Origin of the sequence: Chitinophaga cymbidii (genome assembly GCF_007992715.1) — a bacterium.
Lineage (GTDB): Bacteria > Bacteroidota > Bacteroidia > Chitinophagales > Chitinophagaceae > Chitinophaga > Chitinophaga cymbidii.
Genome location: NZ_BKAU01000001.1, coordinates 1641367 through 1663852, shown reverse-complemented (window position 1 = coordinate 1663852; position 22486 = coordinate 1641367). Strand labels below are relative to the sequence as shown.

The window sequence follows — 22486 nt, the reverse complement described above, 5'->3', positions numbered from 1 at the left end:
ATTAATTTTCAGGAATGAAGAAACTGTTTTTAGCATTTGCAGCGGCGGCGTTAATTGCCGGAACCATTGTGGTGGCTCAGCAGAAACCCGCACAACAGAAGCCCGCCGATAAAAAACCGGTTCCCGAATGCAGCAACAAGGAGCAAGTCACCGGCAAATCCTGCTGCATGCCTTCAAAAGCTTCGGCCATACGGTCAACAGCAAAGCCGGCGGATAAACATTGAGCAATACGATCTTGAAATACAAAAGGAGAAAGCCAACCGCTTTCTCCTTTTTTTATAAAAATTTTGCTATCCACAGCTATCACAAAATCTCCTTCAACTCCTGCAAACACTTGATCGTATAAGTCGGCTTCACCCCCTCCTGCACCTTGTCCGGCGCAAAATACACCTGGTCTATCCCCGCTTCCTGCGCCCCTAGAATATCCACGTCCAGCGTATCTCCGATCATAATGCTTTCCGCATGCGTGGCCGCAGCCAGGTTCACGGCATAGTCGAAGATCTCGCGATGCGGTTTCAGCCGACCGCAGGTTTCGGAAGTGATGATGTGCGTGAAATAATGATGTATGCCGGAATGTTCCATCTTCAGCTTTTGCGTTTCCTCAAAACCGTTGGTGATGATGTGGATCGGGTAATTCTTTGCCCGGAGGTAATCCAGTATGTCCGTGGTGTAAGGGAACAGCGCCGTTTTGGTAGGCAGCACTTCAATGAAGCGCGCGCCCATGTCCTGGCACACTTTATCGTTACATATCTTGAAATCCAGGAAGGTCATGCTGAAGCGCTTGGTGCGCAGCTCCTGGCGGTTGATGAAGCCCTTGCGGAAGCGGTCCCACAGCTTGTCATTGATAACGGAATAAGACGCATAGAACGCATCGAAGGAAGGTATGCCCAGTTTTTCCAGGGCGTGTTCCACGTACAGTTCCTGCAGTGTTGCGATGGCGTTGGCTTCAAAATCCCAGAGCGTATGGTCCAGGTCAAAAAAAATGTGTTTATATCTCATATCCTGCTGCAAAAGTACGACAACTGTGCCAGAACCCCCACCCGTAAAGCTGTTTTAACGTTTTTTCCGGTTTTCATCCGCACAGCTTATTTTTATGCGATGAAGTATGCAGTCATAACAGGAGCCAGTAAAGGGATCGGCAGGGCCATCGCGGAGAAGCTGGCCGCCGAGGGCTTTGATATTGCCATCTGTGCCCGCAATGAAGCGGTGCTGGCCGTTGCCAAAGCGGAAGTGGAAGCGCAGCGCACGGGCGTCAGGGTGCTGGCTGAAGTAGTGGATATGGGAGATAAGGAACAGGTGCTGGCCTTCGGCAGGAAAGTGCAGGCCGAACTGGGGCCTGTGCCGGACATTCTCGTGAACAACGCCGGCATCTTTGTACCGGGCGCCGTGCATGAGGAAGAAGACGGGCATCTCGAAAAGATGATGGCCGTGAACCTCTACAGCGCGTATCACCTCACCCGCCTGCTGCTGCCCGCCATGAAGGAAGCGCGCAGCGGGCATATTTTCAACCTGTGCTCCACCGCCAGCCACAAAGCGTATCCGAACGGAGGATCATACAGCATCACCAAGTTCGCGCTGCTCGGTTTTTCCAAAAACCTGCGCGAGGAAATGAAACCTTTTGGTGTAAAAGTGACGTCTGTAAGCCCCGGCCCAACGCTCACCGCCTCCTGGGAGGGGTTCAGCGGGCCGGCAGACCGGCTGATGGAGCCGGCGGACGTAGCTTCCATGATCTGGGCCGCCTATACCCTTAGCAAACAGGCCGTTGTGGAAGACATACTGATGCGCCCCATGCTGGGTGACATTGAATGAAATCCTTTGTAGTGGCTAATTTGAGCGTGATTTTTAACTAACTTTTAACGAGGATGGAAAGGTAGCGCCGGGCGCTTTGGTTAAATTTGTTTTCAGGATGAAGGTCATTATTGCCAATTTTAAAAAAACTGTTTACACACTCCTGCTGATCTGTTGTGTTGCATCTTATGCGAATGCCCAGGAGTTCCGTTTTACGGCTGCGGTAAATTCAAATACGATCGGAACGGACGAGCTGGTGAGAATCCAGTTCATGATAGAAAATCCGCAGAACCTCAGCTCATTCAATCCCCCCGAATTCAAAGGCTTTGAAGTGGTACAGGGCCCGCAGCAGATGCAGGGTACCTCGATCATCAACGGCCGCGCCTCCACTTACTACGCTTTCAGCTACGTGCTGCAGCCGAAACAGGTCGGCTCATTCACCATTCCCGCCGCCAGTGCGCGGGTAGACGGCCGCATCGTGAAAAGCAATCCCGTGAACATTGAAGTGGTGAAAGGCGGAGCGGGCACACAAATGCCACAGCAACAGCCACAACAGCCGCCGCGAAGGGCCTTCCCCGACCGTGGCGAATCACAGCCCGGCGTGCTCCGGCAGGGAGAAGACGTAAAGGAAAAACTGCGAAAGAATATTTTTGTGAAAGTGGATGTGGACAAAACCACCGTATATGAAGGCGAGCAGCTGACGGCCACCTACAAGCTGTACACCCGCCTGCCAACGAATTCCAGTGTGACCAAGGTGCCAGCCTTCAAAGGATTTTCCGCAAAAGACATCGACCTGCCCAACCCGCCGCAGGCTACCGAAGAAATGGTGAACGGCGTGCCGTTCAAGGTTTTCATCATCCGGAAAACATTACTGTTCCCCCTGCAAAGCGGACAGCTGGAGCTGGACCCCGCGGAAGTGGATAACCAGGTACACCTCGTAAGCGTGAACAGGAAAAAGCGCGCTGGCAATGATCCTTTTAACGATCCTTTTTTCCGGGATGCATTCGGCGGCAGCAATCCCTTTGATGATCCGTTTTTCGAAGATGCATTCGCCAGCCCGCAATATGAAGTAGTGCCTTACAAGATACAAAGCCCGACCGTAAAGATAACGGTGAAGCCGCTGCCCGCGGAAGGCCGCCCGGCCAGCTTCAGCGGCGCCGTAGGTAATTTCAGAATGACGGCGGCGGTGGATAAAGCGGAGCTGAGCACAGACGATGCCATCACGCTGAAAGTGAATATCACCGGCCAGGGCAACGTGAACCTGCTGAACGCGCCGCCGCTGAATATTCCTTCCGCCTTTGAAAAATACGATCCCAGCGTTTCCGATAATATCGACAAAAACAGCAATCCGCTCAGCGGAACGCGGCAGTTCCAGTATGTACTCATGCCGCAGGAGAAAGGTCACTTTACCTTGCCGCCGGTGGAATTTTCTTATTTCGATCCGGTAGCGAAGGCATATAAAACCCTGCAATCCGCTTCCTTCCCGCTGCATGTAATTGCGGGCAAGCTGGCGAAGAAAGAGAAAGAAGATTTTGGCAGTACAGAATTGGCGGATATCCGCACATCCGGACAACATTGGAGCAAACGCAGTCCCTTCTTCTTCGGCAAGCCGCTTTTCTGGGCCTTGTTGATATTGCCTTTGCTGGCGCTCGGCGGCATGGCCGCGTACTACAGGCGGCAGCAGTTCCGCCAGAGCAACGTAGCGCTGCTCCGTCACCGGCATGCCAACAAGGTAGCGCTGAAACGGCTGGAGCTGGCCGCGCGTTATCTGAAGGAGGGGAAAGACAAGGCTTTCTATGAAGAAACATCCAGGGCCGTGTGGGGTTATCTCAGCCACAAGCTGAAGATCCCGATGGCGGAGCTGAACAAGCAGGTGGTACAGGAAAAATTGCAGCAATTGCAGATCAACGGTACTACGGGCCTACAATTGTCAGAGCTGATAGACCGCTGCGAAATGGCGCTGTACGCCCCCGTGAGCAGTAACGAACACCGCCAGGGCGCCTACCAGGAGGCCGTGCAGGTGATCAGTTCCCTGGAAGATGAATTAAAAGGCCGGTCCGCAAAATAAAAAGATTATGACGCGATCATTCACGTACCCCGTTTTTCTGTTATTCTTCTGCCTGCTGGCCGGCACTGCGCTGCAGGCGCAGGACCCCGTGCTTTTCCGGGAAGCCAACCAGCTTTACAAACAGCAGCGTTACAAAGAAGCCGCCGAAAAATACCAGCAGCTGATCGACTCCGGCTACCAGGTGGCGGACCTTTATTTTAATGCAGGCAACGCCTACTATAAAAACGATCAGACCGGCATGGCCGTGTACAGCTTTGAAAAGGCGCTGACCCTCAAGCCCGGCGATGAAGCCATCGAACATAATCTCGACATGGCCAACCAGCGGGTGCACAACAACATCGAATCACTTCCGCTTTTATTTTTTGAAAGATGGTGGATGCAATGGCAGCAATTGCATTCCGCTGCCGGATGGGCCATCGGCACCATCGTGCTGTTCTGGATCTGCTGCGCGGCGGCGATTGCTTATTTCTTTATACCGCGCTACCAGGGCAACCGGTATGTTCGTTGGGGCATGACCGTTGTTTCCGTGTTGTTCATCGGTTATTTCAGCATGGCCATCTGGATGCACAACAAGGCATACAACAGCGGCGTAGCCATCGTGATGAGAACGGCAAAAGTTAAAGCCGCGCCGGACGACGGCAGCAAAGACCTTTTTGAAACAAGGGAAGGCATCAAAGTAAACCTGCTGGATGCCACCAAGGACTATTGCAAGATACAGCTCGCGGACGGCAAGACCGGCTGGATCGCGGTAGGCGATGTGAAGGAGCTGTAACGTCAGAGTTTTTCTATCCGCATCAGGAAATCCTGTTTCCTGTTCCTTGATACCGGGATATTTTTTCCGTCCGTCATAATGATCTCCCCACCGTCGCCCTTGATGTATTTGTACATGAACGCAAGGTTGATGAGAAAGCTGTTATGCACGCGAAAGAACCCCTTGTCTTTCAGCGCCTCTTCCACCTCTTTCAGCGTGCGGCAGATCAGCACCGGCTTTCCCTGGTTTTGCAGGTAAACGCGCGAATAGCCGCCTTCCGATTCACAGTAGAGGATGTCTTTGATGGGCATCATGCGCAACCCGTCCACAGAGGGAAGCGCCAGTCTTTCGTTGGGCTGGATATGTTGCTGCAGGAATTGCAGGAGCGCGTCTACTTTGGAGGCGGTATTGGTGTTCTGCGCGCTGGCTTTTTGCACGGCTTGTACCAGCTCTTCCTTGTCCACCGGCTTCAGCAGGAAATCCAGCGCGCTATGCCGGATGGCGTTGATGGCGTAACGGTCGTATGCGGTGGTGAAGATCACGGCGAAGCCGCGGCGCGGGCAATCTTCCAGCATCTCGAAGCCATTCATGCCCGGCATTTCCACATCGAGGAAAACCAGTTGCGGATGGAGCCGCTCGATGGCCTGCAGTCCATCCTCCGCACTGCTGCACGTAGCCACCAGCCGGACCTCCGGGCAATGGCGCGTCAATAGTATTTGCAATACATCGCGGCAGTGTTGTTCATCATCAATGATAATGGCTTGCATCGCAGGGTGTGTTTATCGAAATTACTTAAAAATCCCGTTTTCCTGTGGCAGATTGGTAGGTGTAACGTCGGGCAGATGAATGATGGTGTAAGTGCCGGTCTTCTTGTGATGCTGGTCGTACAGGTGCCCGCTGGTGATGGTGGCGTGTGTGTGATAGCGGGCGTTCAGCCAGTGCAGCCGCTCCGCCGCTACCCGGGTGCCGGCCGTTTTTTGCTGGTAGCTGTGGAATACGCTTTGGCGCGGCACACCATTATCTTCCAGGCGAATATACAGTTCGTCGTCCCTGCGCCCGATCTCTATGCGCAGGTTGCCCTTTTTATTTTTGTCCGGCGTTTTTTGCAGCAGCCGGTACCAGATCGCGTTCTGCAGGTACGGCTGTATGATGAAAGGCGGTATCAGCACGTCCGTGCCTGGCAGGGAAGGCAGCAGCTCCAGTGAATATTCGAACTGTCCTTCAAAGCGGAGCTGTTCCAATTGAAGGTACAGTTCCAGCCCTTCGATCTCTTCTTCGAGGCTGATCCATTCCTTGCCGCTGTTGCCGATCGTGATCCGCATCAGCCGTGAAAAGCGCGTGAGGTAGCTCGATGCCTGTTCCGTTCTGGCGGAAAGGATATAGCTGTGAATGGCGTTCAGGCTGTTAAAGATAAAATGCGGGTCCATCTGCGATTGCAGGGCATGCAGTTCCAGTGCGGCCAGGTTGCGCTGCGCGGACATCCGGTTCACGGCCTTCTTGCGCAGCCTCCTTTCCCTCCACCAGAAGAAAAGCCCGACGGCCCCGATGACCACGGCAAGCCCCGCCCAGATGAGCGCTTTCCCGGTTAACAGGAAGGTTAACAGGAAACATAAGCCATTATGCTGAAACACAGATCCGCTGACGGGGTTATACATATCAGAATACCTAAGCCAGTCAAAGATACCGCTACCGGGAGCCCCGGAAAAGGGGGATTGAACAACTGGCAGCAGGCGGCTTACAGATGGCAGCGGTGGGGGGATAGATGGAAACGGGTCAGCCGTCCGTGAACTTGTACCCTACGCCGCGGACAGAATGGAAATACCGGGAATTGCGGCTGTCCTGTTCAAAATACTTGCGGAAATTGAGAATGAAATTATCGATGGTGCGGGTGGTGGGATATACGTTGTACCCCCATACTACCTGCAATATCTTTTCCCGGGTAACCACTTCACCTTTGTTTTCGATGAGCAGCTTCAGCAGCATGGTTTCTTTCTTGCTCAGCTCATGATGTTTGCCGTCTTTCCCCACGCATTCCTGCGCGGCAAAGTCGATCATATTATCGCCGAAGCGGTACACGTTGGGTACGCTGTCCTTATCCTGTATCTTCTTGTTCTTTACAATGAGCTTTTCCACGCGCAGCAGCAGCTCTTCGAGGTTGAAGGGCTTGGTCATATAATCGTCCCCGCCTTTTTTGAGGCCGAGCACGCGGTCCGCGCTGCTGTTCTTGGCGCTGAGGAACAGGATGGGCACTTCGTTGTTCTGTATGCGGATGTTTTCGCATACGGCCAGCCCGTCCATTTCAGGCAGCATGATATCGAGAATGATCAGATCAAAGTATTCGTTCTTGACGGCCTTCAACGCCCCCGTGCCATTATCCACCGCCGTCACTTCATACCCTTCCAGCTCCAGGTTGAGCTTTAACGCTTCCTGCAGGTTCTCTTCGTCTTCTACCAGCAATATTGATGCTTTCGTCGCTTCCTTCATGTGTGAAGTGTTATTTTATGAATTACTTATAAAATTACGACGAAGCCGTTAATTTTATACAGATTGTACGGAATAATCGTTCCAGGTGATCTCGAAGGTAGTGCCTTTGGGCTGGTTATCCTTCACTTCAATGGTCCCGCGGTGCTGCTCCACGATCCTCCTGGTCAGGTAAAGGCCCAGTCCGGAGCCTTTGGACTTACGGGTATTCTCATTCCCGATCCGGTAGAACTTGAGGAAGATCTTGCTTCGTTCCTCCGGGGCAATGCCCTCTCCTTCATCGCTGACGGTCAGCTTCAACCCTTCTTCCGTTGTGCGCAGGCGAACGGTGATCTCCGTTCCTTTGGGCGCATACTTCACGGCGTTCTCCACGAGGTTGTTCAGCATCAGCTGGATCATGAACTTGTCCGCCTGCAGCCAGACGTGCGGAAAGATGTCCGCCCGGATGGGATGGCTGGCGATGCGGCTTTGCAGTTCCTCAATGCCGGTGGACAGCAGCCTGGACAGATCGGTGAACTCGAGGAAAAGCTCGTATTTCTGATGCTCGAACTGTGAAGCCAGCAGGATGTTGTTGCACAGCTGGTCCAGCCGGTTGGTTTCGCGGATGGTATTGTTCAATAGCTTCAGCTGCTTTTCTTCGTCCAGCTTATGTTTGCGGAGTGTTTCCAGGTTGAGTTTGGCGGCGGCGATGGGGCTTTTCAGCTCATGGGTCACGGCCATCATAAAGTTCTGCTGCTGCCGGGAGAGCCGCATCTGTTTCCATACGGAGCGGTACACGAGCACGGCGCCGGCGAGGATCAGGATGAGGAAGATGGTGCCTTCGCCTACATACTTGAAGGTGCGCATCCGTTCTTCCTTGTGGAGGCGCTGCATTTCCGTCATGAATTCCGCGGGCTGGTTCAGCTCATGAACGCGGTGTACCAGTTCCTGCGTTTCGTAGCGTGCGATCTGCCTGCTTTGCTGATGCAGCAGCACGCCCCACCATACCAGTTGGAGTACGGTGTAGGAGAGTACAAAAACGTACACGCCGGTGATCACCTTACTGTTTTGCAGGCCTGATGATGATTTCTTCATTGTAATCTTTTATTTCCGCGGCGCGGCCTTTTCTATGCGGAGGCCAACGCTCATCACACTGGGCAGCGGGTTCTGGCGCATGTTCTGCTCGAATGAAAAGCGGTATGTGCCGGGCTTCGGAAAGAGCGCGTTCTGCTGGATGGGAATGCGGTGCTCAAAGATATCGTCCAGACCATTGCCGAGCCATTTGCCATACGTATCCGCCAGCGGCAGCTCTACCCTCCGCACGGTTCCCGTGCTGTCTCCCGGTACAAAGGTGCGGATGAGCAGCCAGAGGTTGTTATACGGATAGGCATCGGTATGCCGGAAGTTTACATAGATGTTGTAATAAAAGGCGGTATCCCCGGGCGCCAGTTCCAGTTCGAAGGACGGCCGGTTGTCCACCTGCCATTCCTGGCCGGGGATGTCGCGGTTCTTTTCAAAGGTATCCATCTTTGGCGGCTTGCAGGCGAAGAACAGCAAGCTCAACAGGGTGCAGGTGATTCCAGTTTTCATCTTCCCGATCATTTTATAGCACGTTCAGCACTTGTTCCTTGGCTTTTTCCAGTTCGTCTTTCATCATCACCACCCATTGCTGGATGCCGGCGTCGTTGGCCTTGGAGCCGGTGGTATTGATCTCGCGGCCGATCTCCTGCAATACGAAGCCCAGTTTCTTTCCTTTGGCCGCATCTGCCTCGGCGAGGATATCCTTGAAATAGCGGCAGTGATTCTGCAGGCGGATCAGTTCTTCGGAAATGTCCAGCTTTTCCAGGTAGAAGATCAGTTCCTGTTCCAGGCGGTTGCCGTCTACATTCTCTTTACCCACGTATTCCGCGAGCAGGGTTTCGAGGCGCTGGCGTACGCGGTCTTTGCGGAGCGGGTCCAGCTCGCGGACCTTTTCGGTATATAACAGGATGTTGTCGATGCGCAGCAGCAGGTCTTTTTCCAGCATGGTGCCTTCGTCCATCCGGTGCGCGTCCATGTCGCTAACGGCGGCGCGGATCACTTTGGCTACTTCCAGCCATTCGGATTCCGCCATTTGTTCTGAAGCGGGCGTTACTACTTCCGGCAGCTTCATCAGCACGTTCAGCATATCTTCCTGGGGCAGGGACAGGTCGTTCGCCATGGCGGTGATCGCCTGGTGGTAATAGCGCGCCAGCTCCGTGTTGATCACTACGGGGCGGGTGGCGCCGTTTTGTTTGACGTTGATGGTAGCGTCCAGCGTACCGCGTTGCAGTTCCTGCTGGAGGATATTACGGATGTCGAATTCGTAGGGTTTTAACAGGGGCGACATTTTAAGGTTCACCTCAAACTGTTTTCCATTCAGCGATTTGATTTCCGCTGTGATCGTTGTTTCCCCCCGGGTTACCTCCGCACGGCCAAAGCCGGTCATGGATTTGAGCATAATATCTGTTTATTGTGACAAACCTAATTAAATTAAGCCATATTTGGATTGGGTATCAGCGAATTTGAAGGGCGGTGTACAATTCCTCCCGTGAAAGTGTGGCCATATCGCCGGGTTGCATGCCGCTAACGTCCAGCCCTTCTATCCGGTAACGGATAAGCCTCAACGTTGGAAAGCCAACGGCGGCGGTCATTCTGCGTACCTGCCTGTTCTTGCCTTCTTTCAATACCAGCCGTATCCAGGGAGCGGGAATGAGCTTGCGGAAACGGATCGGCGGATGACGGTCAGGTACAACGGGATCCTGTTCAAATATTTCCGCGTCCAGCGCTTTTACGTGATGGTCCTTTCCATCTATCCGGATGGTCACGCCTGCGTTCAGCTGGCGGATGGCGGCACCGGTCACCGCGCCGTCTACCTGTACCCAGTATTCCCGTTCGTGCGCGTGGCGGGGATCGAGGAGCCGGTGGTTGAGGGATTTATCGTTGGTAAGGATCAGCAAGCCTTCACTGTCGTAATCCAGCCGGCCAACAGGGTACACATCCCGCGGTACTTTGAAGAAGTCGGACAACACCGCTTTGTCTCCTTCTTTGCCGAAGCGGGTCAGTACTTCATAAGGCTTGTACACGATAAAATAGTGAAGGTTCAAAATGCTTGCTTTGGTTAAGGGCCTGTAAATTAGTAATTTTGCCGCATCCATAGTGGTTTTATGGAGTATGTTATGTCAAGCGATCACACAGCGTGCAGGTACTGCGGTAAATACCTGAGCGATATTTTTTCGGTTTCCGCACCCGAACATGCGGAAGCAATTGCCCATGTAAAGCAATGCAACCTTTACAAGAAAGGCCAGGTCATTTTCCAGGAAGGCGCGCATCCCTATGGTATCTACTGCATCAATACCGGTAAAGTAAAACTCTCCCACAGCGGAGACGAAGGCCGCGACCAGATCATCCGGCTGGTAAAACCGGGAGACCTCATCGGTTATAAAGCTCTCATCAGCAACGAACCTTATACCGCTACCGCCACCGTGCTGGAAGACAGCGCCGTTTGTTTCATTCCGCGCGATGTGTTCCTGCAGGTATTGCAAAAAGATACCGCGCTATCCCTCCGGATGATGCAGATCCTTACCAGCGAACTGAGAAGAGCGGAAACAAAGATCACGCACCTTGCCCAGAAGCCGGTACGCGAAAGACTGGCCGAAACCCTGCTTACGCTCAAAGAAACTTACGGGCTGGAAGAAGATGAGCAAACCATCAACGTTACCCTTTCAAGAGAAGAGATCGCTAACCTGGTAGGCACCGCAACAGAGTCTGCCATCCGCCTTTTGTCCGAGTTCAAAAAAGAGAAAGTGATAGACCTTCCGGGCAAGAAGATCAGGATACTGCGCCTCCAGCAGTTGATAAAGATGGCTAACCTCCAGGATTAACATCCCCGGTTTATGAATTTGATAACCGCCACCGGTTGATAAAGATGCCCAACCGGCAGGACCGCCGCCGGGCTATTCGTTTAATTAGTAGCCTTTTATACCTGGAAGCACCCTTTTTAACAAAAACCGTCATCTTCCAAAGCTTGCCTTTTACCCGTTAAAAACGATGTCTGACGAGTATCCCCTTTATCTGTTCTTAAAAGTATGATCTGTGGAAACGCTCTGTTGGCGCGGGTTGTAGAGGCAATAAAAAAAGTCTGACCGTGAGAACAATCAGACTTTCTTGTTATGTGAATGGGTTAGTAAGTACAGGGAAATAAAATTCCCTACACAATATTAAAAAGAATTTCATCACAAAAGAAAAATTTTACAAGAAATTTTATTCACAAGCAAAAAAAAATTGTGGATAACGCCCCCTAACTTTGCGCTTACTTTAACGAAGTTCATATGAAGTTTGAAAAACCGATAGCGGTAAAAGAAATAGCTGCGATGATTGGCGCAGCACTTTCAGGTGATGAAAACCTGATGGCTACAGGCATCAACGAGATCCATAAAGTAGCAGCCGGCGATATATCCTTTGTGGATTTTGAGAAGTACTACAACGCTTCCCTTCAGTCGGCCGCCACCATCATCATCATCAACAAGAAGGTGGAGGTTCCCGAAGGCAAGGCGATACTGGTGCTCGATGATCCTTTCAGCGCTTATGTAAGCCTTGTAAAACGCTTCCGTCCCTTTGTTCCGGCACATACGCCCATCAGCGATACGGCCGTTATAGGAGAAGGCACCGTATTGCAGCCGAACGTGTTTGTAGGGCATCATGTCCGCATCGGCAAAAACTGCATCATCCATCCCAACGTTACCATCTATGACCATACCGTCATCGGTGATAACGTGATCATTCACGCGGGCACTGTTATCGGCGCCGATGCTTTTTACTTCAAGAAGCGGGCGGACCGGGAAGTGATGTACGACAAGCTGGAAAGCTGCGGAAGAGTGGTCATTGAACATGATGTGGAGATCGGTGCGGGTTGTACGATCGACAAGGGCGTAAGCGGCGATACGATCATCGGCGCGGGCACGAAGCTGGACAATGTGATCCATATCGGGCATGGCGCCGTGATCGGCAAGAACTGTCTTTTTGCGGCGCAGGTAGGTATCGGTGGCAAGGCCATTATTGAAGACAATGTGATCTTATGGGGACAGGTGGGCGTATCCAAAGACCTGACCATCGGCAAAGGCGCGGTTGTACTGGCGCAAAGCGGTGTGCCCAGTTCCGTAGAAGGTGGTAAAGTATACTTTGGTTCCCCCGCGGAAGATGCCCGTGAGAAGAAAAGGGAACTCGGATGGGTGAAACGCATACCGGAGATCTGGGCAAAGCTGAACAGTTAAACTTTTATTCGGATGATAAAAACCTTTTGCCGGTTCATCCCGGCCTTCTGCCTGTTGCTGGCAGCCTGTACCGCTACCAAAAAAACCGTTGTGCAGAAAAAGGACCCCGGCTTATACCTGGATGCGCATGAGCTGCCGGTGAAGATACAGGACGGCTGGCTGACGGCGAAGACGATCTCGGCCGGCAGTTATACCACTTCTTCCCGGATCAACGGCGTTGCTTCCAACACGCCCGCAAAGCAGTTCAAAAATGTTACGGACGCATTTTACTTTACGGTGAAAGCTACGGACGTTCAGCTGCCGGTACAGGTGCTGAGCACGCCGCGCATTACTTTCTCCAACCGTCCCATGCCGTTGTACCTGAACGAGCTGGCCGGCGACGCTTCGCTCTGGTACATACATATCGGCGCCAGTGCATTGGAACCGCTGAAGAGCTGGGAGCTGATCCTGAAACGCAGCATCTCCTTCCTGGAGCTGAACGATAACAAACCGGTAGGTATCCTCCGTTCCGCGTCTGACGAGATCCGCATTACCGCGCATAACCGTTTCGGGATCAGGAACAGTTATGAAAAGATGTGTTTTGAATTTCAGCTGAAGGGAGTGCCGGTAGCGGCGGTGATACCGGGGGAGAGCCCGCGGGCCTGGATACATGAAAAGGCCGATGCCGCTTTGCAGCAAACATTGACGGCGGCGATGCTGGCGCTGGTGTTTAAAGGGTAGGTTGTGTTTGATGCACGGCCGGTTTTTACTTCTGACGAAGTGCTAAGCGGCGTTAATTGCTTAAAGGCTGGGTTGCAGCGATTGCTGCTGCTGTTCCGCGAGGAAAGCGGCCGATATCTCCCGCACCGTTTGCTCCAGCGGCTTGAACCGGAAGTCCGGCAGCGCTCTTAATATCTTGCTGTTGTTGTAGTATACTTTCTGCTGCGCGGTGCGGGCGGTTTCTTTGGTGAGCAAAGGACGCTTGCCGGTGATCATCCCTTTTATTTTTTCCAGCCGCCATACCAGCTCCGCCATCCAGGGGCGGGTGGCGATATGCGGCGGCTTTTTCCCGAGGGCTTCCGCCATAACGGTGAACAGCTGGCGGTAAGGCCAGTTCTCCGCGGAAAGGATGTACCGCTGCCCCCTGATATCGCTTTCCATCAATGCGGTCATCACATCCACCACATCCTCCACATCTACAAAACCATTGATGCCTTCCGTATAATAAGGGAATTCTTTCCAGGCGTTCTTCAGCAGCATGCCGGAACCGTCGTGCCAGAAGCCGCTGCCAAGTATAATGGACGGGTTAACGATCACGGCGTTCAGCCCTTCCGCTATTCCCCTCCATATTTCAATTTCACTGAGGTGTTTGCTGATGGCGTAGTAGGAGTTGTGTTTGCTGTCTTCCCACTGCGCTTCTTCGCTGATGTCCTCCGCTTGCCGGGCGCGGCCCAGCGCTGCCACGGAGCTGACGTGCACCATCTTTTTTACGCCGTTTTCCAGCGCCAGGTTCACCACGTTGGCGGTGCCTTCCACATTGATCCGGAGCATTTCGGCCCTTTTATCCGGCTGAAAAGATACCACCGCGGCGCAATGATATACCTGTTCCACATCCTGCATCGCATCTTCCACCGCGCCGATGTCCAGCACATCGCCCTGCATCCATTCCACCCGGTCTTTGATACCGGCTAACTGGACGGGGATATGCCGGCGATACAGCGCACGCACCGGCTTGCCGGTCCGCACCAGTGAACGCAACAAATAGCTGCCAAGAAAACCTGAACCACCGGTCACAAGTATCATGATGAATGCTTCGTTAGTGAAGGCACAAAGGTAGGAGATTCAAAGTGTTAATCAATAGTCGTAAAAGCCTTTCCCGGTTTTGCGGCCCAGCTCACCTTTCGCCACTTTGTCGGCCTGCATTTGCCCGGGTTTGAAGCGGGGTGCTTTATCGAATGCTTCATATAAGGAACGGGTAACGGCGTAGTTGACATCATTGCCGATGAGGTCCATCAATGCAAAGGGCCCCATCCTGAAACCGGCTGATTCCAGCAGGCGATCTATCGTTTGTATGCCGGCCACATTCTCTTCCGCGATCTGCATGGCTTCCAGGTAGTAATGCCGCGCTACGCGGTTCACGATGAAGCCGGGCGCATCTTTTGCACGGACAGGCGTTTTGCCCATTTCCCGCGCCAGTTCGAACAGTGCGTTGGCGGTGGCGTCGTTGGTGGCCTGGCCGCTGACGATCTCCACCAGCTGCATGAGATGCGCCGGGTTGAAGAAGTGCATGCCGGCTACGCGGGCGGGGTTCACGATGCCTTTGGCGATCTCCGATACGGAGAGGGAGGAGGTGTTGGTGGCAAAGATGGTGTCGCTGTGATTGATCTCCGCCAGCTGGTTGAAGAGGGCGATCTTGGCGGGGATACTTTCCACGATGGCTTCGATGACCACCTCGGCGATGCAGTCCTGCGCATCGTTGACGGGGCGTACTCTGGACAAAATTTCGCTGACCCTGCCGGGTTCGAGCTTGCCTTTTGCGGCGGCGGTATCAAGGTTCTTTTTGATCTGCGCCATGCCTTTGTCCAGCGCTTCGCGCCGGGCGTCGAACAGTAAAGTGTAATATCCCGCCGCGGCGGAAACTTGTGCAATGCCGGCGCCCATAGTGCCGGCGCCGCAAACAGCGATTGTTTCGATCATGTACAGATGATTATACCGTTCCCTGGAATTGCTTCAGGAAGCGGAGGTCGTTTTCCGAGAACAGCCGGAGGTCTTTGATCTGGTATTTGAGCATGGTGAGGCGTTCTATGCCGATGCCGAATGCAAAGCCGGTGTATTTTTTAGAATCGATGCCGCAGTTTTCCAATATCTGGGGGTGCACCATGCCGCAGCCCAGGATCTCTACCCAGCCGGTGTGCTTGCAGACGTTGCAGCCTTCGCCGCCGCAGATAAGGCAGGAGATATCCATTTCCGCGCTTGGTTCGGTGAAGGGGAAATAGGAAGGACGGAAACGTACTTTGAAATCTTTCCCGAACATTTCCTGTACAAAGTAGTAGAGGGTTTGCTTCAGGTCTGCAAAGGATACATTTTCCGCGATATAAAGACCTTCTATCTGGTGGAAGAAACAATGCGCGCGGGCGCTGATGGTTTCGTTCCGGTATACCCTGCCGGGGCAGATGATGCGGATGGGCAGGTTGCCCTGTTCCATCACACGGGCCTGCACGGAAGAGGTATGGGTACGCAGGAGCCAGTCGGGATTGTGGTTGACGTAAAACGTATCCTGCATGTCCCGCGCGGGGTGGTTCTCCGCGAGGTTCAATGCGGTGAAGTTGTGCCAGTCGTCTTCTATCTCCGGTCCTTCGGCGATGGTAAAGCCGAGGCGTTCAAAGATGCGGATGGCTTTATTGCGGAGGATGCTGATAGGGTGACGGGTGCCCAGGCGGTGCGGTTCCGCGGGAAGGGTGAGGTCCAGCTCATGGCCAGCCTGTGCCCCCTCATCTTTCAATTGCTGAAATTCTTCGTATTTGCCTTCCGCCAGTTGCTTGAAAGCGTTCAGGATCTGCCCGAACTCCTTCTTTTGTTCGTTGGGCACGGACTTCATCTCCCCGAAAAGGGCTTTTACCAGGCCTTTCGTTCCGAGGAATTTAATACGGTATTGCTCCAGCTCATCCGCCGTCTTCGGCTGGAAGGCGGCGATCTCCTGTTTATAGGCTTCAATTTGCTGCACTATCTGCTCCATGGCAACAAAGATAACGTGCTATGGAGAAAAATGATTAAATTTTGGACGGATTTTGAGAGATGCATACCACCACCATATCTTGCAGTTCATGCCCGCCGTCTATTATATTATCCTTATAGCCACTTTGCTGCTGGCCGCGCTGCTGTTCCGGCAGATGGTGCGCTACCGGCGGAAATACAAGGCAGAGGCTACGCTTAACTACTTTACTACTTCCCTTTTTGGTAAGAATACGGTGGATGACATCCTGTGGGATGTTGCCAAGAACTGTATCTCGCAGCTGCAGCTGGAGGATTGTGTGATCTACCTGATCGATGATGACCGGCGGGTGCTGGTGCAGAAAGCAGCCTACGGCCCCAAGAACCCCGAACGCTTCGAGATCCGCGATCCGATAGAAATACCCCTCGGGCAGGGAATCGTAGGCTCCGTTGCGCTGCACGGCAAAGCGGAGATCGTGGGAGATACCTCGCAGGACCCGCGCTATATTGTGGACGATGAAAAAAGGCATTCCGAGATCACCGTGCCGGTGTATTCCGGTAATAAAGTGATCGGCGTAATAGATTCCGAACATTCCCGTAAGTACTTTTATAACGCCGGGCACCTGATGATGCTGGAAAAGATCGCGGCCATCTGCTCCTCCAAGATCGCGCGGACGCTGATGGAAGAAAAAGCGCGGCGGCAGGAAGTGGAAGTGCAGCTGCTGCACAAGCAGCTCGCGGAGTTCCGGCTGGTAACGCTGAAGAGCCAGATGAACCCGCATTTTCTTTTCAATTGCCTGAACGGCATCTACCATTGCATCATTGCTTCGGAAATCGACAAGGCATCCGATTATTTGTCCAACTTCGCCAAGCTGCTGCGCATGGTGCTGATGCATTCGGAGAAGAACTTCATTTCCCTGCGCGAGGAAGTGGAGCTGCTGGGGCATTACCTGAAGATAGAAGCGCTGCGCACCAGCAAGCCGTTTGAATTCAGCATCCTGGTAGATGAAGGGATCGATCCGGATGAATATCATGTGCCAGGCATGCTCATCCAGCCGTTTCTGGAAAATGCGATCTGGCATGGGCTGATGAACAAGGAAGGAAGCCGTCGGCTGCAGATACACTGGCGGCGCCTGAAAGAAGCGGTGCTGTTATGCGAGATACAGGATAACGGCGTGGGCCGCGATCAGGCGCTGCGCAAGCGTCGGGACGAAGGTCATGTGTCCAAAGGCATGAGCCTTTGCATGGAGCGCGTGGACCTGTATAAGGCGCTGTTCAATACCACTTTTAATATCCGGGTGTTCGACCTGTATGATGAGGATGGAACGCCGCAGGGAACGAAGGTGAGCATTGCGTTCGAGATCGGCAGTGAGGCGGTGTAAAATAGTTTGTGGAAAAGAAGTGTACCTGCATCTATTTGCGTAAAGACCGCCTTATGCAAAAAAACATTCCGCTGCTGTTGGCCGCCTGCATGCTGGCCAGCGGCCCGCTCCTTGCGCAAAAGAAGGAGGCCGTTGCGCCGCCGCCTGTTGTTAAAAAAGCCGCTGCTCCTTCCGCCACGAAGAAAACCGCCACTACCTCCATCATTAAAAAAGCCGCCACTCCTTCCGCCATGAAGAAAACCGCCGCTAAAGCTCCGCCTCCACCTCCTCCGCCACCTCCGAAAGTGGAACGCATGCCACTACCTCCTCCGCCACCCCTTCAAAAGAAAGAATGATCACCGCCCGCCGGTAATGTCGATGAAAGTGCCTGTTGAGAAAGATGCTGCGTCAGACAGTAGCCACAATATCGCTTCGGCCACTTCTTCGGCTTTGCCGCCGCGCTTCATGGGTATTGCATCTTTCAGTCTGTCCACCCGCCCCGGCTCACCGCCGCTGGCATGGATATCTGTATAAATAAATCCCGGGCGTACGCCGTTCACGCGAATGCCTTCATCCGCGACTTCTTTCGAGAGGCCGGTGGTCAGCACGTCCATCGCGCCTTTCGATGCGGCGTAATCCACATACTCGCCCGGCGAGCCGGTGCGCGCTGCAATGGAAGATACATTTACAATGGCGCCGCCCTGCCCGCCGTGTTTGACAGACATCCGGCGGACGGCCTCACGGGAGCAGATAAAGCAGCTGATCACATTCGTTGTCAGGATACGGTGCAGGCGTTCTGCATCAATGGATTCAACCCGTACCTGTTTTTCCAGCACGCCAACGTTGTTCACCAGCGCATGCAGCGGCCCGATCTTGTCTACCGCCCGGAAGATGCGTTGCACATCCTCTTCTTTCCCCACATCCCCCTGCAGCAGGAAGGCCGTTCCGCCCTGTGCGCGGATGGCGGCAGCCACTTCTTCCGCGGCTTCACTGTTGCGGTGATAGTTGATGCATACCTGGTATCCCCGCTGTGCGGCAAGGATAGCGGTAGCGGCGCCAATGCCGCGGCTGGCGCCTGTTATAAGGATCGTTTTCATATCATTCAAATACGACCGTTTTATTTTCATACACAAACACACGGTCGGTGAACACCAGCCGCAACGCCCGCGCCAGCACGGAAACTTCAATTTCCTGTCCCGCTTTCATCATGCCAGACGCCGTAAAAGAGTGGTTCACGGGTATCACCTGCTGCGCAATGATCGGTCCTTCGTCCAGCTCATCCGTTACAAAATGAGAGGTAGCGCCGATCAGCTTCACGCCTCTTTCAAACGCCTTGCGGTATGGATGCGCGCCCGCGAATGCCGGCAGGAAAGAATGATGGATGTTGATGATGCGCATCGGGAACTGTTTCACAAAGGCCGGCGATAAAATACGCATGAACTTCGCCAGCACAATGTAATCCGGCTGATGTTCGCCGATGATCTGCGCCAGCTTGTTTTCGAAGGTTTGTTTGTCGTGTTCCTCATGCGACACGAGGTGAAACGGCACATCAAAACGGGCGCAGATGTTTTCGAGCACGCTGTGGTTGCCGATGACGCATTGCACCGAAGCGCCCAGCGTCCTGAAATAATTTCGCACGAGAATGTCCGCGAGGCAGTGATATTCTTTGGTGACCATTACCACGATCTTCTTTTCCGGTTGCGGGTTGATGGTGACAATGGCGTCCTGCGGCAATACGGCCCTTATTTCTGCTTCGAGGGGAGCAGCCGCGGTTTCGCTTTCCGTTTCGATGCGCATGAAAAAGCGGTTCTCCACTTTGTCCACATGCTCGCGCAGGGAAACAATGTTGTGGCCATGTTTGGCGGTGATGCCCGAGATCGCGGCCACAAGGCCCACCCGGTCGATAGATTGGATAAGGATGATCATAGCGGGAATGAAGATAATGGTTTATTTGCTGAGCTGCACCGCCCTGACGATGAAGTAAGCGGTGGGCAGCACCATAAAGCAGATCGCCGAAACCGGCAGCCACCATCCTATTCCGTTTGTTTGCCCTGTTGCGATGGAGATCGTGTTCCAGGTGATCACCAGGAAATTGATAAGGATGCCGAGTTTGAAGATGCGTAGGGAGCGGGTGGCGAGAGCATGTTGTTTCGGGTTACTGTCTTTCGTTACCTTACCGGGCAGGAGGAAGACAATCTCATATTTATGCAGCAGCGTGAAGATGGCAGAGATCGCCGTGCCTATAATTGGAAGCAGGAGCAGCGTGGCTTTCCTGCCATAACTGTCCGGCCGCCCTTCCAGGTTGTAATGTGTGGGGATGGAATCCGGGAGGTTGGAGTAGTGGTATAGCGTGATGGCCCAGAGGGATACGAGGGTAATCCATGCGGTTGTTTCCAGGAGCTGGTCCAGGGATGAAGGTTTGAGTTGGAGGCGGGGATTGGTGTTCATTAGTAGAGTATCAATTACATTAAATTACGACTAAAATTAAGACAGAGCAGATGAAGTTTTTGGGGGAGTCGGGGTTTATAATACTGGTATAGCTATCGGATCGCTATGTGATCACCGAAGGATCACACTGGGCAAGGTGGACTTGATGCGGAGATGGTCTGCAATTGATGTAAGTTTGAAAAATCTGGTGCGCAGGATATCCGGGCAATAGTAAGCCCTTCACAAGAACAGGCGCTTGTGGAAAATTGATTGAAAATGTAGTGTGGGAGGGTAAACGTTCAATGGATAATTAACTCAACAAAATGCATCCGCTGGCGGGGAATGGCTTATTCCCGTTGGATGACGGGCGGGGAGGCTGCCATTTTCTGGCGTTGCGTTGCCTGGTGTGTGGAAGATATTGCCTGCTGCTGCGCAGTGACTGCCAGCGATTGCAGCCGCTGCTGCAGCATCGCTTGTTGCTGGTGTTCAGGTTTGTGGAAGACCTGTTTTGTCTGCGGTTCCTGCACGGCAATGATATCAGCGGCCAGGTACTTCCTGTTGAAGGACGCCCTATCGCCGCACATGCCTCTCACCTGCAAGGCCACGATCAACGTTCCCTTGCCGGGTACATCTACATTCAATGCTGCGCCTGCGAATGCCTCGCGGATATCCAGCAGGATCATGGCGGTTTCAGTGCCCGTTACCCGGCGCTCCCCGAAATGGATGCGGGTGGCGATCACTTTGACCTCCAGCGTGGAGATGCCCCTGCACTGCGGCAGCGCCTGCGGGGGAATATGCAGTATGCCATCTTCAGAAAGCGTGGGCGCTACGGTAAAGAAGCGGTCTGTTCCCGTATGCTGGTTAAAGCGGAAGCCTGCGATAGCTTCGGTGTTGCGGATGCCGCCTTTGATGATCGTTTTGTTCAGGCGGTTGATATGGCCACCATCGCAACGGACATCAAGGTCATTCGCAAACGCCCTGCGGATGAGTCTGCCTTTACTGCTGGCCGCGCCGAAGCGCTGTGCCGCGCGGCGGGTGGCCGTGGTCTGCCGGACGGTCTCCGGCATGCTGCGGAAGTAATGTTTACCGTCCCGGTAGTAACCGATCATGTTGCCGGCTTTTCCTGAAAAGGTGAACAAAGAAGTTTGTTTTGCCATGGGGTGCGATTTTGTTGATACATGAATATAACGCTTATTTCCGGAGAAGGTTGGGCCGGGAGAACCGGGAAGATTCAAAAAGGTAAACAGAATATTAACGAGGAAGCTGCGGATTTACTGGCAAGCGGTAAATGGCAGATATTTAACCGTGTTGTTTTTCAGCTCTAGCAAGGGAACAATTACACTTCCTTTCGTTTCATATTGGCGTGTAAGGGGATGGTAATCTGTTTTCGACGTCAAACAAGCGCTGGCTCTTTTCAGTGGCACACGTCCTTTCAGCAAAAAGATTTCCTTTTCAAGCTCAAATGAATTGTAAATGCGGCTCAATTTACACTTAATTTGAGCCGCAATCGGATGTTTTGTGAGCTTTAAAGGGACCGGATGCCGACTTGATAAGAACATGAAGAATCGTTGTGAAAGGGTTTATCATTTTCCCTATATGACTAAATATATCATTCCAATCGTCACGGCGTTATTGCTCCTTTCATTTACCGGATGTAAAAAAGACAATAAAATCTCCCAATGTTTTAAGTTAAAGGTTGTGCATGCGTATGATGAGAACAACAGGGAATGCTCTTCCAATGTTTTCCGGGTGGAGGAAAGCCCCGAGGCCGAGGTGGCGGTCGGCACCTATGTTACTTTAACGAGAGAGGAGCAGGATGTTGAACCTGTGGAATCCGGAGATGTCATACGCATAAAGCTGCTGATGAAAGTTTTAAAGGCGCCGGGTATTGATCCTTTGTGTCCGTTTGATTGTACCTATCATTTTCATGGAAGCCTCTGTCGGTAACAGGTAATACCGTGCTTCCGATATTGCCCTATCAGGCACTTTATTCTCCCAAATTTGTTACATTAGCCGGGGGGAAAACAAGATGGCTGAATATTCCACGTACACGGACGAAGTATTGGTCCCTTTGCTGCAGAAAGGTGACAAGGAAGCTTATGCCGAGATATACAACCGCTACAATGGTCTTCTATATATATTTGCCTATAATCGTCTGAAAGACCGCGAAGAAGCCAAGGATATCGTGCATGAACTATTCCTCAGGCTTTGGGCCGATCATTCGCGGCTGGCGATCACCGGCCGTCTTTCCGTTTATCTCTACACAGCCGTCCGCAATCGCATCATCAACCTCATAGCCCATCAGCAGGTCGCTTCCCGGTACATTGATTCCTTTCTTTCCTACATCGGGCAGGCCGATCATCAGTCCGCCGACTACCTGGCACGTTATAATGATCTTCAAACGTTTATTCAGCGGGAGATCAGCAACCTTCAGCCCCGCACCCGCGAGATATTTGAACTTAGCCGGCAAAGCTCGCTTACCCGCAGGGAGATAGCCGAAAAGTTAGGCATCTCCGAGGAAACGGTGAAAAGCCACATGCACACTGCATTAAAGCTGTTGAAGGCAAGGCTTGGCAACCTGTTTTTCATGGTATTCTGATTTTTTTTCAAAAAACGCTAACCCCTGGACCCTGCTAACCTGTCTTTTCTC

General features: G+C 52.9%; 26 protein-coding genes. 11 read left to right on the top strand and 15 right to left on the bottom strand.

Translation table 11 applies throughout. The annotated features are described in order from the left end of the window. Positions 1–14 precede the first annotated feature (14 nt). The gene (locus CCY01nite_RS06690) at positions 15–224 is read left to right on the top strand and encodes a hypothetical protein (protein ID WP_146858986.1); all 210 of its coding nucleotides are present in this window, start codon (positions 15–17) and stop codon (positions 222–224) included. A gap of 79 nt (positions 225–303) precedes the next feature. Here the strand turns inward: CCY01nite_RS06690 and CCY01nite_RS06685 are convergent, their stop codons facing one another. After that, positions 304–999 (bottom strand): YjjG family noncanonical pyrimidine nucleotidase, encoded by a 696-nt coding sequence (locus CCY01nite_RS06685; protein WP_146858984.1) that lies wholly within the window; start codon positions 997–999, stop codon positions 304–306. Between the two features lie 99 nt (positions 1000–1098). Between CCY01nite_RS06685 and CCY01nite_RS06680 the strand changes: the two genes are divergently transcribed. The 3 genes from CCY01nite_RS06680 to CCY01nite_RS06670 all read left to right on the top strand — a co-directional run bounded on the left by CCY01nite_RS06680 (position 1099) and on the right by CCY01nite_RS06670 (position 4628). Beyond that, positions 1099–1809: an SDR family oxidoreductase gene (locus tag CCY01nite_RS06680; RefSeq protein ID WP_146858982.1), complete on the top strand. Its 711-nt coding sequence runs from the start codon at positions 1099–1101 to the stop codon at positions 1807–1809. Between the two features lie 97 nt (positions 1810–1906). Further along, positions 1907–3856: a BatD family protein gene (locus CCY01nite_RS06675; RefSeq protein WP_146858980.1), complete on the top strand. Its 1950-nt coding sequence runs from the start codon at positions 1907–1909 to the stop codon at positions 3854–3856. Positions 3857–3863: 7 nt separating this feature from the next. Next, positions 3864–4628 carry an SH3 domain-containing protein gene (locus tag CCY01nite_RS06670; RefSeq protein WP_146858978.1) on the top strand — a complete coding sequence of 255 codons (765 nt, stop codon included), beginning with the start codon at positions 3864–3866 and terminating at the stop codon, positions 4626–4628. A 2-nt stretch (positions 4629–4630) separates the two neighbouring features. On the opposite strand, the gene CCY01nite_RS06665 is transcribed toward CCY01nite_RS06670, so the two are convergent. From CCY01nite_RS06665 to CCY01nite_RS06635, 7 genes are all read right to left on the bottom strand, one after another. Then, a complete protein-coding gene (locus tag CCY01nite_RS06665) occupies positions 4631–5374 on the bottom strand; it encodes a LytR/AlgR family response regulator transcription factor (RefSeq protein ID WP_146858976.1) in 744 nt (247 codons plus the stop codon). 21 nt (positions 5375–5395) lie between these two features. Further along, a complete protein-coding gene (locus CCY01nite_RS06660; protein WP_186830938.1) occupies positions 5396–6238 on the bottom strand; it encodes a sensor histidine kinase in 843 nt (280 codons plus the stop codon). Positions 6239–6380: 142 nt separating this feature from the next. Then, positions 6381–7091: a response regulator transcription factor gene (locus CCY01nite_RS06655; RefSeq protein WP_146858971.1), complete on the bottom strand. Its 711-nt coding sequence runs from the start codon at positions 7089–7091 to the stop codon at positions 6381–6383. 54 nt (positions 7092–7145) lie between these two features. Further along, positions 7146–8162 (bottom strand): sensor histidine kinase, encoded by a 1017-nt coding sequence (locus CCY01nite_RS06650; RefSeq protein ID WP_146858969.1) that lies wholly within the window; start codon positions 8160–8162, stop codon positions 7146–7148. Between the two features lie 9 nt (positions 8163–8171). Continuing rightward, positions 8172–8657 carry a gliding motility lipoprotein GldH gene (locus CCY01nite_RS06645; protein ID WP_186830937.1) on the bottom strand — a complete coding sequence of 162 codons (486 nt, stop codon included), beginning with the start codon at positions 8655–8657 and terminating at the stop codon, positions 8172–8174. Between the two features lie 13 nt (positions 8658–8670). Then, on the bottom strand, positions 8671–9546 hold the full coding sequence (locus CCY01nite_RS06640) for a YicC/YloC family endoribonuclease (RefSeq protein ID WP_146858965.1): 876 nt from the start codon (positions 9544–9546) through the stop codon (positions 8671–8673). 55 nt (positions 9547–9601) lie between these two features. Further along, entirely contained in the window at positions 9602–10192 is a 591-nt protein-coding gene (locus tag CCY01nite_RS06635) for a pseudouridine synthase (RefSeq protein ID WP_146858963.1), read from the bottom strand. A gap of 72 nt (positions 10193–10264) precedes the next feature. On the opposite strand from CCY01nite_RS06635, the gene CCY01nite_RS06630 reads away from it, so the two are divergent. The 3 genes from CCY01nite_RS06630 to CCY01nite_RS06620 all read left to right on the top strand — a co-directional run bounded on the left by CCY01nite_RS06630 (position 10265) and on the right by CCY01nite_RS06620 (position 13078). Continuing rightward, positions 10265–10969, top strand: coding sequence for a Crp/Fnr family transcriptional regulator (locus tag CCY01nite_RS06630; RefSeq protein WP_146858961.1), 705 nt, complete (start codon positions 10265–10267; stop codon positions 10967–10969). Positions 10970–11416: 447 nt separating this feature from the next. Next, positions 11417–12358, top strand: coding sequence for a UDP-3-O-(3-hydroxymyristoyl)glucosamine N-acyltransferase (locus CCY01nite_RS06625; protein ID WP_146858959.1), 942 nt, complete (start codon positions 11417–11419; stop codon positions 12356–12358). 12 nt (positions 12359–12370) lie between these two features. Continuing rightward, positions 12371–13078: a hypothetical protein gene (locus CCY01nite_RS06620; RefSeq protein ID WP_146858957.1), complete on the top strand. Its 708-nt coding sequence runs from the start codon at positions 12371–12373 to the stop codon at positions 13076–13078. Between the two features lie 60 nt (positions 13079–13138). Here the strand turns inward: CCY01nite_RS06620 and CCY01nite_RS06615 are convergent, their stop codons facing one another. The 3 genes from CCY01nite_RS06615 to CCY01nite_RS06605 are packed head-to-tail and all read right to left on the bottom strand — an operon-like array spanning position 13139 to position 16073. Next, positions 13139–14140, bottom strand: coding sequence for an NAD-dependent epimerase/dehydratase family protein (locus tag CCY01nite_RS06615; RefSeq protein ID WP_146858955.1), 1002 nt, complete (start codon positions 14138–14140; stop codon positions 13139–13141). Positions 14141–14191: 51 nt separating this feature from the next. Continuing rightward, the gene (locus tag CCY01nite_RS06610) at positions 14192–15034 is read right to left on the bottom strand and encodes a 3-hydroxyacyl-CoA dehydrogenase NAD-binding domain-containing protein (protein ID WP_146858953.1); all 843 of its coding nucleotides are present in this window, start codon (positions 15032–15034) and stop codon (positions 14192–14194) included. A gap of 10 nt (positions 15035–15044) precedes the next feature. Next, positions 15045–16073 carry a phenylalanine--tRNA ligase subunit alpha gene (locus CCY01nite_RS06605; RefSeq protein ID WP_146858951.1) on the bottom strand — a complete coding sequence of 343 codons (1029 nt, stop codon included), beginning with the start codon at positions 16071–16073 and terminating at the stop codon, positions 15045–15047. Between the two features lie 52 nt (positions 16074–16125). Between CCY01nite_RS06605 and CCY01nite_RS06600 the strand changes: the two genes are divergently transcribed. After that, positions 16126–17430 (top strand): histidine kinase, encoded by a 1305-nt coding sequence (locus CCY01nite_RS06600; RefSeq protein WP_146858950.1) that lies wholly within the window; start codon positions 16126–16128, stop codon positions 17428–17430. Positions 17431–17483: 53 nt separating this feature from the next. After that, positions 17484–17765, top strand: coding sequence for a hypothetical protein (locus CCY01nite_RS26590; protein WP_186830935.1), 282 nt, complete (start codon positions 17484–17486; stop codon positions 17763–17765). On the opposite strand, the gene CCY01nite_RS06590 is transcribed toward CCY01nite_RS26590, so the two are convergent. From CCY01nite_RS06590 to CCY01nite_RS06575, 4 genes are all read right to left on the bottom strand, one after another. Further along, positions 17766–18506: an SDR family oxidoreductase gene (locus CCY01nite_RS06590; RefSeq protein WP_186830934.1), complete on the bottom strand. Its 741-nt coding sequence runs from the start codon at positions 18504–18506 to the stop codon at positions 17766–17768. Position 18507: 1 nt separating this feature from the next. Beyond that, positions 18508–19335 (bottom strand): formyltetrahydrofolate deformylase, encoded by an 828-nt coding sequence (gene purU, locus CCY01nite_RS06585; RefSeq protein WP_146858946.1) that lies wholly within the window; start codon positions 19333–19335, stop codon positions 18508–18510. Between the two features lie 21 nt (positions 19336–19356). Continuing rightward, positions 19357–19857 carry a DUF1648 domain-containing protein gene (locus tag CCY01nite_RS06580; RefSeq protein ID WP_146858944.1) on the bottom strand — a complete coding sequence of 167 codons (501 nt, stop codon included), beginning with the start codon at positions 19855–19857 and terminating at the stop codon, positions 19357–19359. Between the two features lie 326 nt (positions 19858–20183). Further along, positions 20184–20993, bottom strand: a complete 810-nt coding sequence (locus tag CCY01nite_RS06575; protein WP_186830933.1) for a hypothetical protein — start codon at positions 20991–20993, stop codon at positions 20184–20186. A 439-nt stretch (positions 20994–21432) separates the two neighbouring features. Here CCY01nite_RS06575 and CCY01nite_RS06570 point away from each other — a divergent pair, with 439 nt between their 5' ends. Together CCY01nite_RS06570 and CCY01nite_RS06565 are read left to right on the top strand one after the other, a co-directional pair. Beyond that, on the top strand, positions 21433–21783 hold the full coding sequence (locus tag CCY01nite_RS06570; RefSeq protein WP_146858943.1) for a hypothetical protein: 351 nt from the start codon (positions 21433–21435) through the stop codon (positions 21781–21783). A gap of 82 nt (positions 21784–21865) precedes the next feature. Then, a complete protein-coding gene (locus CCY01nite_RS06565) occupies positions 21866–22435 on the top strand; it encodes an RNA polymerase sigma factor (protein ID WP_146858941.1) in 570 nt (189 codons plus the stop codon). Positions 22436–22486: the final 51 nt, after the last annotated feature.

What these genes read in the sequence shown, in the direction of transcription:
- CCY01nite_RS06665 (WP_146858976.1), bottom strand. Translation starts at nt 5,374, where the DNA reads ATGCAAGCCATTATCATTGATGATGAACAACACTGCCGCGATGTATTG.
- CCY01nite_RS06615 (WP_146858955.1), bottom strand. Translation starts at nt 14,140, where the DNA reads ATGATACTTGTGACCGGTGGTTCAGGTTTTCTTGGCAGCTATTTGTTG.
- CCY01nite_RS06655 (WP_146858971.1), bottom strand. Translation starts at nt 7,091, where the DNA reads ATGAAGGAAGCGACGAAAGCATCAATATTGCTGGTAGAAGACGAAGAG.
- CCY01nite_RS06675 (WP_146858980.1), top strand. Translation starts at nt 1,907, where the DNA reads ATGAAGGTCATTATTGCCAATTTTAAAAAAACTGTTTACACACTCCTG.
- CCY01nite_RS06610 (WP_146858953.1), bottom strand. Translation starts at nt 15,034, where the DNA reads ATGATCGAAACAATCGCTGTTTGCGGCGCCGGCACTATGGGCGCCGGC.
- CCY01nite_RS06645 (WP_186830937.1), bottom strand. Translation starts at nt 8,657, where the DNA reads ATGAAAACTGGAATCACCTGCACCCTGTTGAGCTTGCTGTTCTTCGCC.
- CCY01nite_RS06630 (WP_146858961.1), top strand. Translation starts at nt 10,265, where the DNA reads ATGTCAAGCGATCACACAGCGTGCAGGTACTGCGGTAAATACCTGAGC.
- CCY01nite_RS06680 (WP_146858982.1), top strand. Translation starts at nt 1,099, where the DNA reads ATGAAGTATGCAGTCATAACAGGAGCCAGTAAAGGGATCGGCAGGGCC.
- CCY01nite_RS06620 (WP_146858957.1), top strand. Translation starts at nt 12,371, where the DNA reads ATGATAAAAACCTTTTGCCGGTTCATCCCGGCCTTCTGCCTGTTGCTG.
- CCY01nite_RS06570 (WP_146858943.1), top strand. Translation starts at nt 21,433, where the DNA reads ATGACTAAATATATCATTCCAATCGTCACGGCGTTATTGCTCCTTTCA.
- CCY01nite_RS26590 (WP_186830935.1), top strand. Translation starts at nt 17,484, where the DNA reads ATGCAAAAAAACATTCCGCTGCTGTTGGCCGCCTGCATGCTGGCCAGC.
- purU (WP_146858946.1), bottom strand. Translation starts at nt 19,335, where the DNA reads ATGATCATCCTTATCCAATCTATCGACCGGGTGGGCCTTGTGGCCGCG.
- CCY01nite_RS06650 (WP_146858969.1), bottom strand. Translation starts at nt 8,162, where the DNA reads ATGAAGAAATCATCATCAGGCCTGCAAAACAGTAAGGTGATCACCGGC.
- CCY01nite_RS06590 (WP_186830934.1), bottom strand. Translation starts at nt 18,506, where the DNA reads ATGAAAACGATCCTTATAACAGGCGCCAGCCGCGGCATTGGCGCCGCT.
- CCY01nite_RS06640 (WP_146858965.1), bottom strand. Translation starts at nt 9,546, where the DNA reads ATGCTCAAATCCATGACCGGCTTTGGCCGTGCGGAGGTAACCCGGGGG.
- CCY01nite_RS06670 (WP_146858978.1), top strand. Translation starts at nt 3,864, where the DNA reads ATGACGCGATCATTCACGTACCCCGTTTTTCTGTTATTCTTCTGCCTG.
- CCY01nite_RS06685 (WP_146858984.1), bottom strand. Translation starts at nt 999, where the DNA reads ATGAGATATAAACACATTTTTTTTGACCTGGACCATACGCTCTGGGAT.
- CCY01nite_RS06565 (WP_146858941.1), top strand. Translation starts at nt 21,866, where the DNA reads ATGGCTGAATATTCCACGTACACGGACGAAGTATTGGTCCCTTTGCTG.
- CCY01nite_RS06690 (WP_146858986.1), top strand. Translation starts at nt 15, where the DNA reads ATGAAGAAACTGTTTTTAGCATTTGCAGCGGCGGCGTTAATTGCCGGA.
- CCY01nite_RS06575 (WP_186830933.1), bottom strand. Translation starts at nt 20,993, where the DNA reads ATGGCAAAACAAACTTCTTTGTTCACCTTTTCAGGAAAAGCCGGCAAC.
- CCY01nite_RS06605 (WP_146858951.1), bottom strand. Translation starts at nt 16,073, where the DNA reads ATGGAGCAGATAGTGCAGCAAATTGAAGCCTATAAACAGGAGATCGCC.
- CCY01nite_RS06625 (WP_146858959.1), top strand. Translation starts at nt 11,417, where the DNA reads ATGAAGTTTGAAAAACCGATAGCGGTAAAAGAAATAGCTGCGATGATT.
- CCY01nite_RS06580 (WP_146858944.1), bottom strand. Translation starts at nt 19,857, where the DNA reads ATGAACACCAATCCCCGCCTCCAACTCAAACCTTCATCCCTGGACCAG.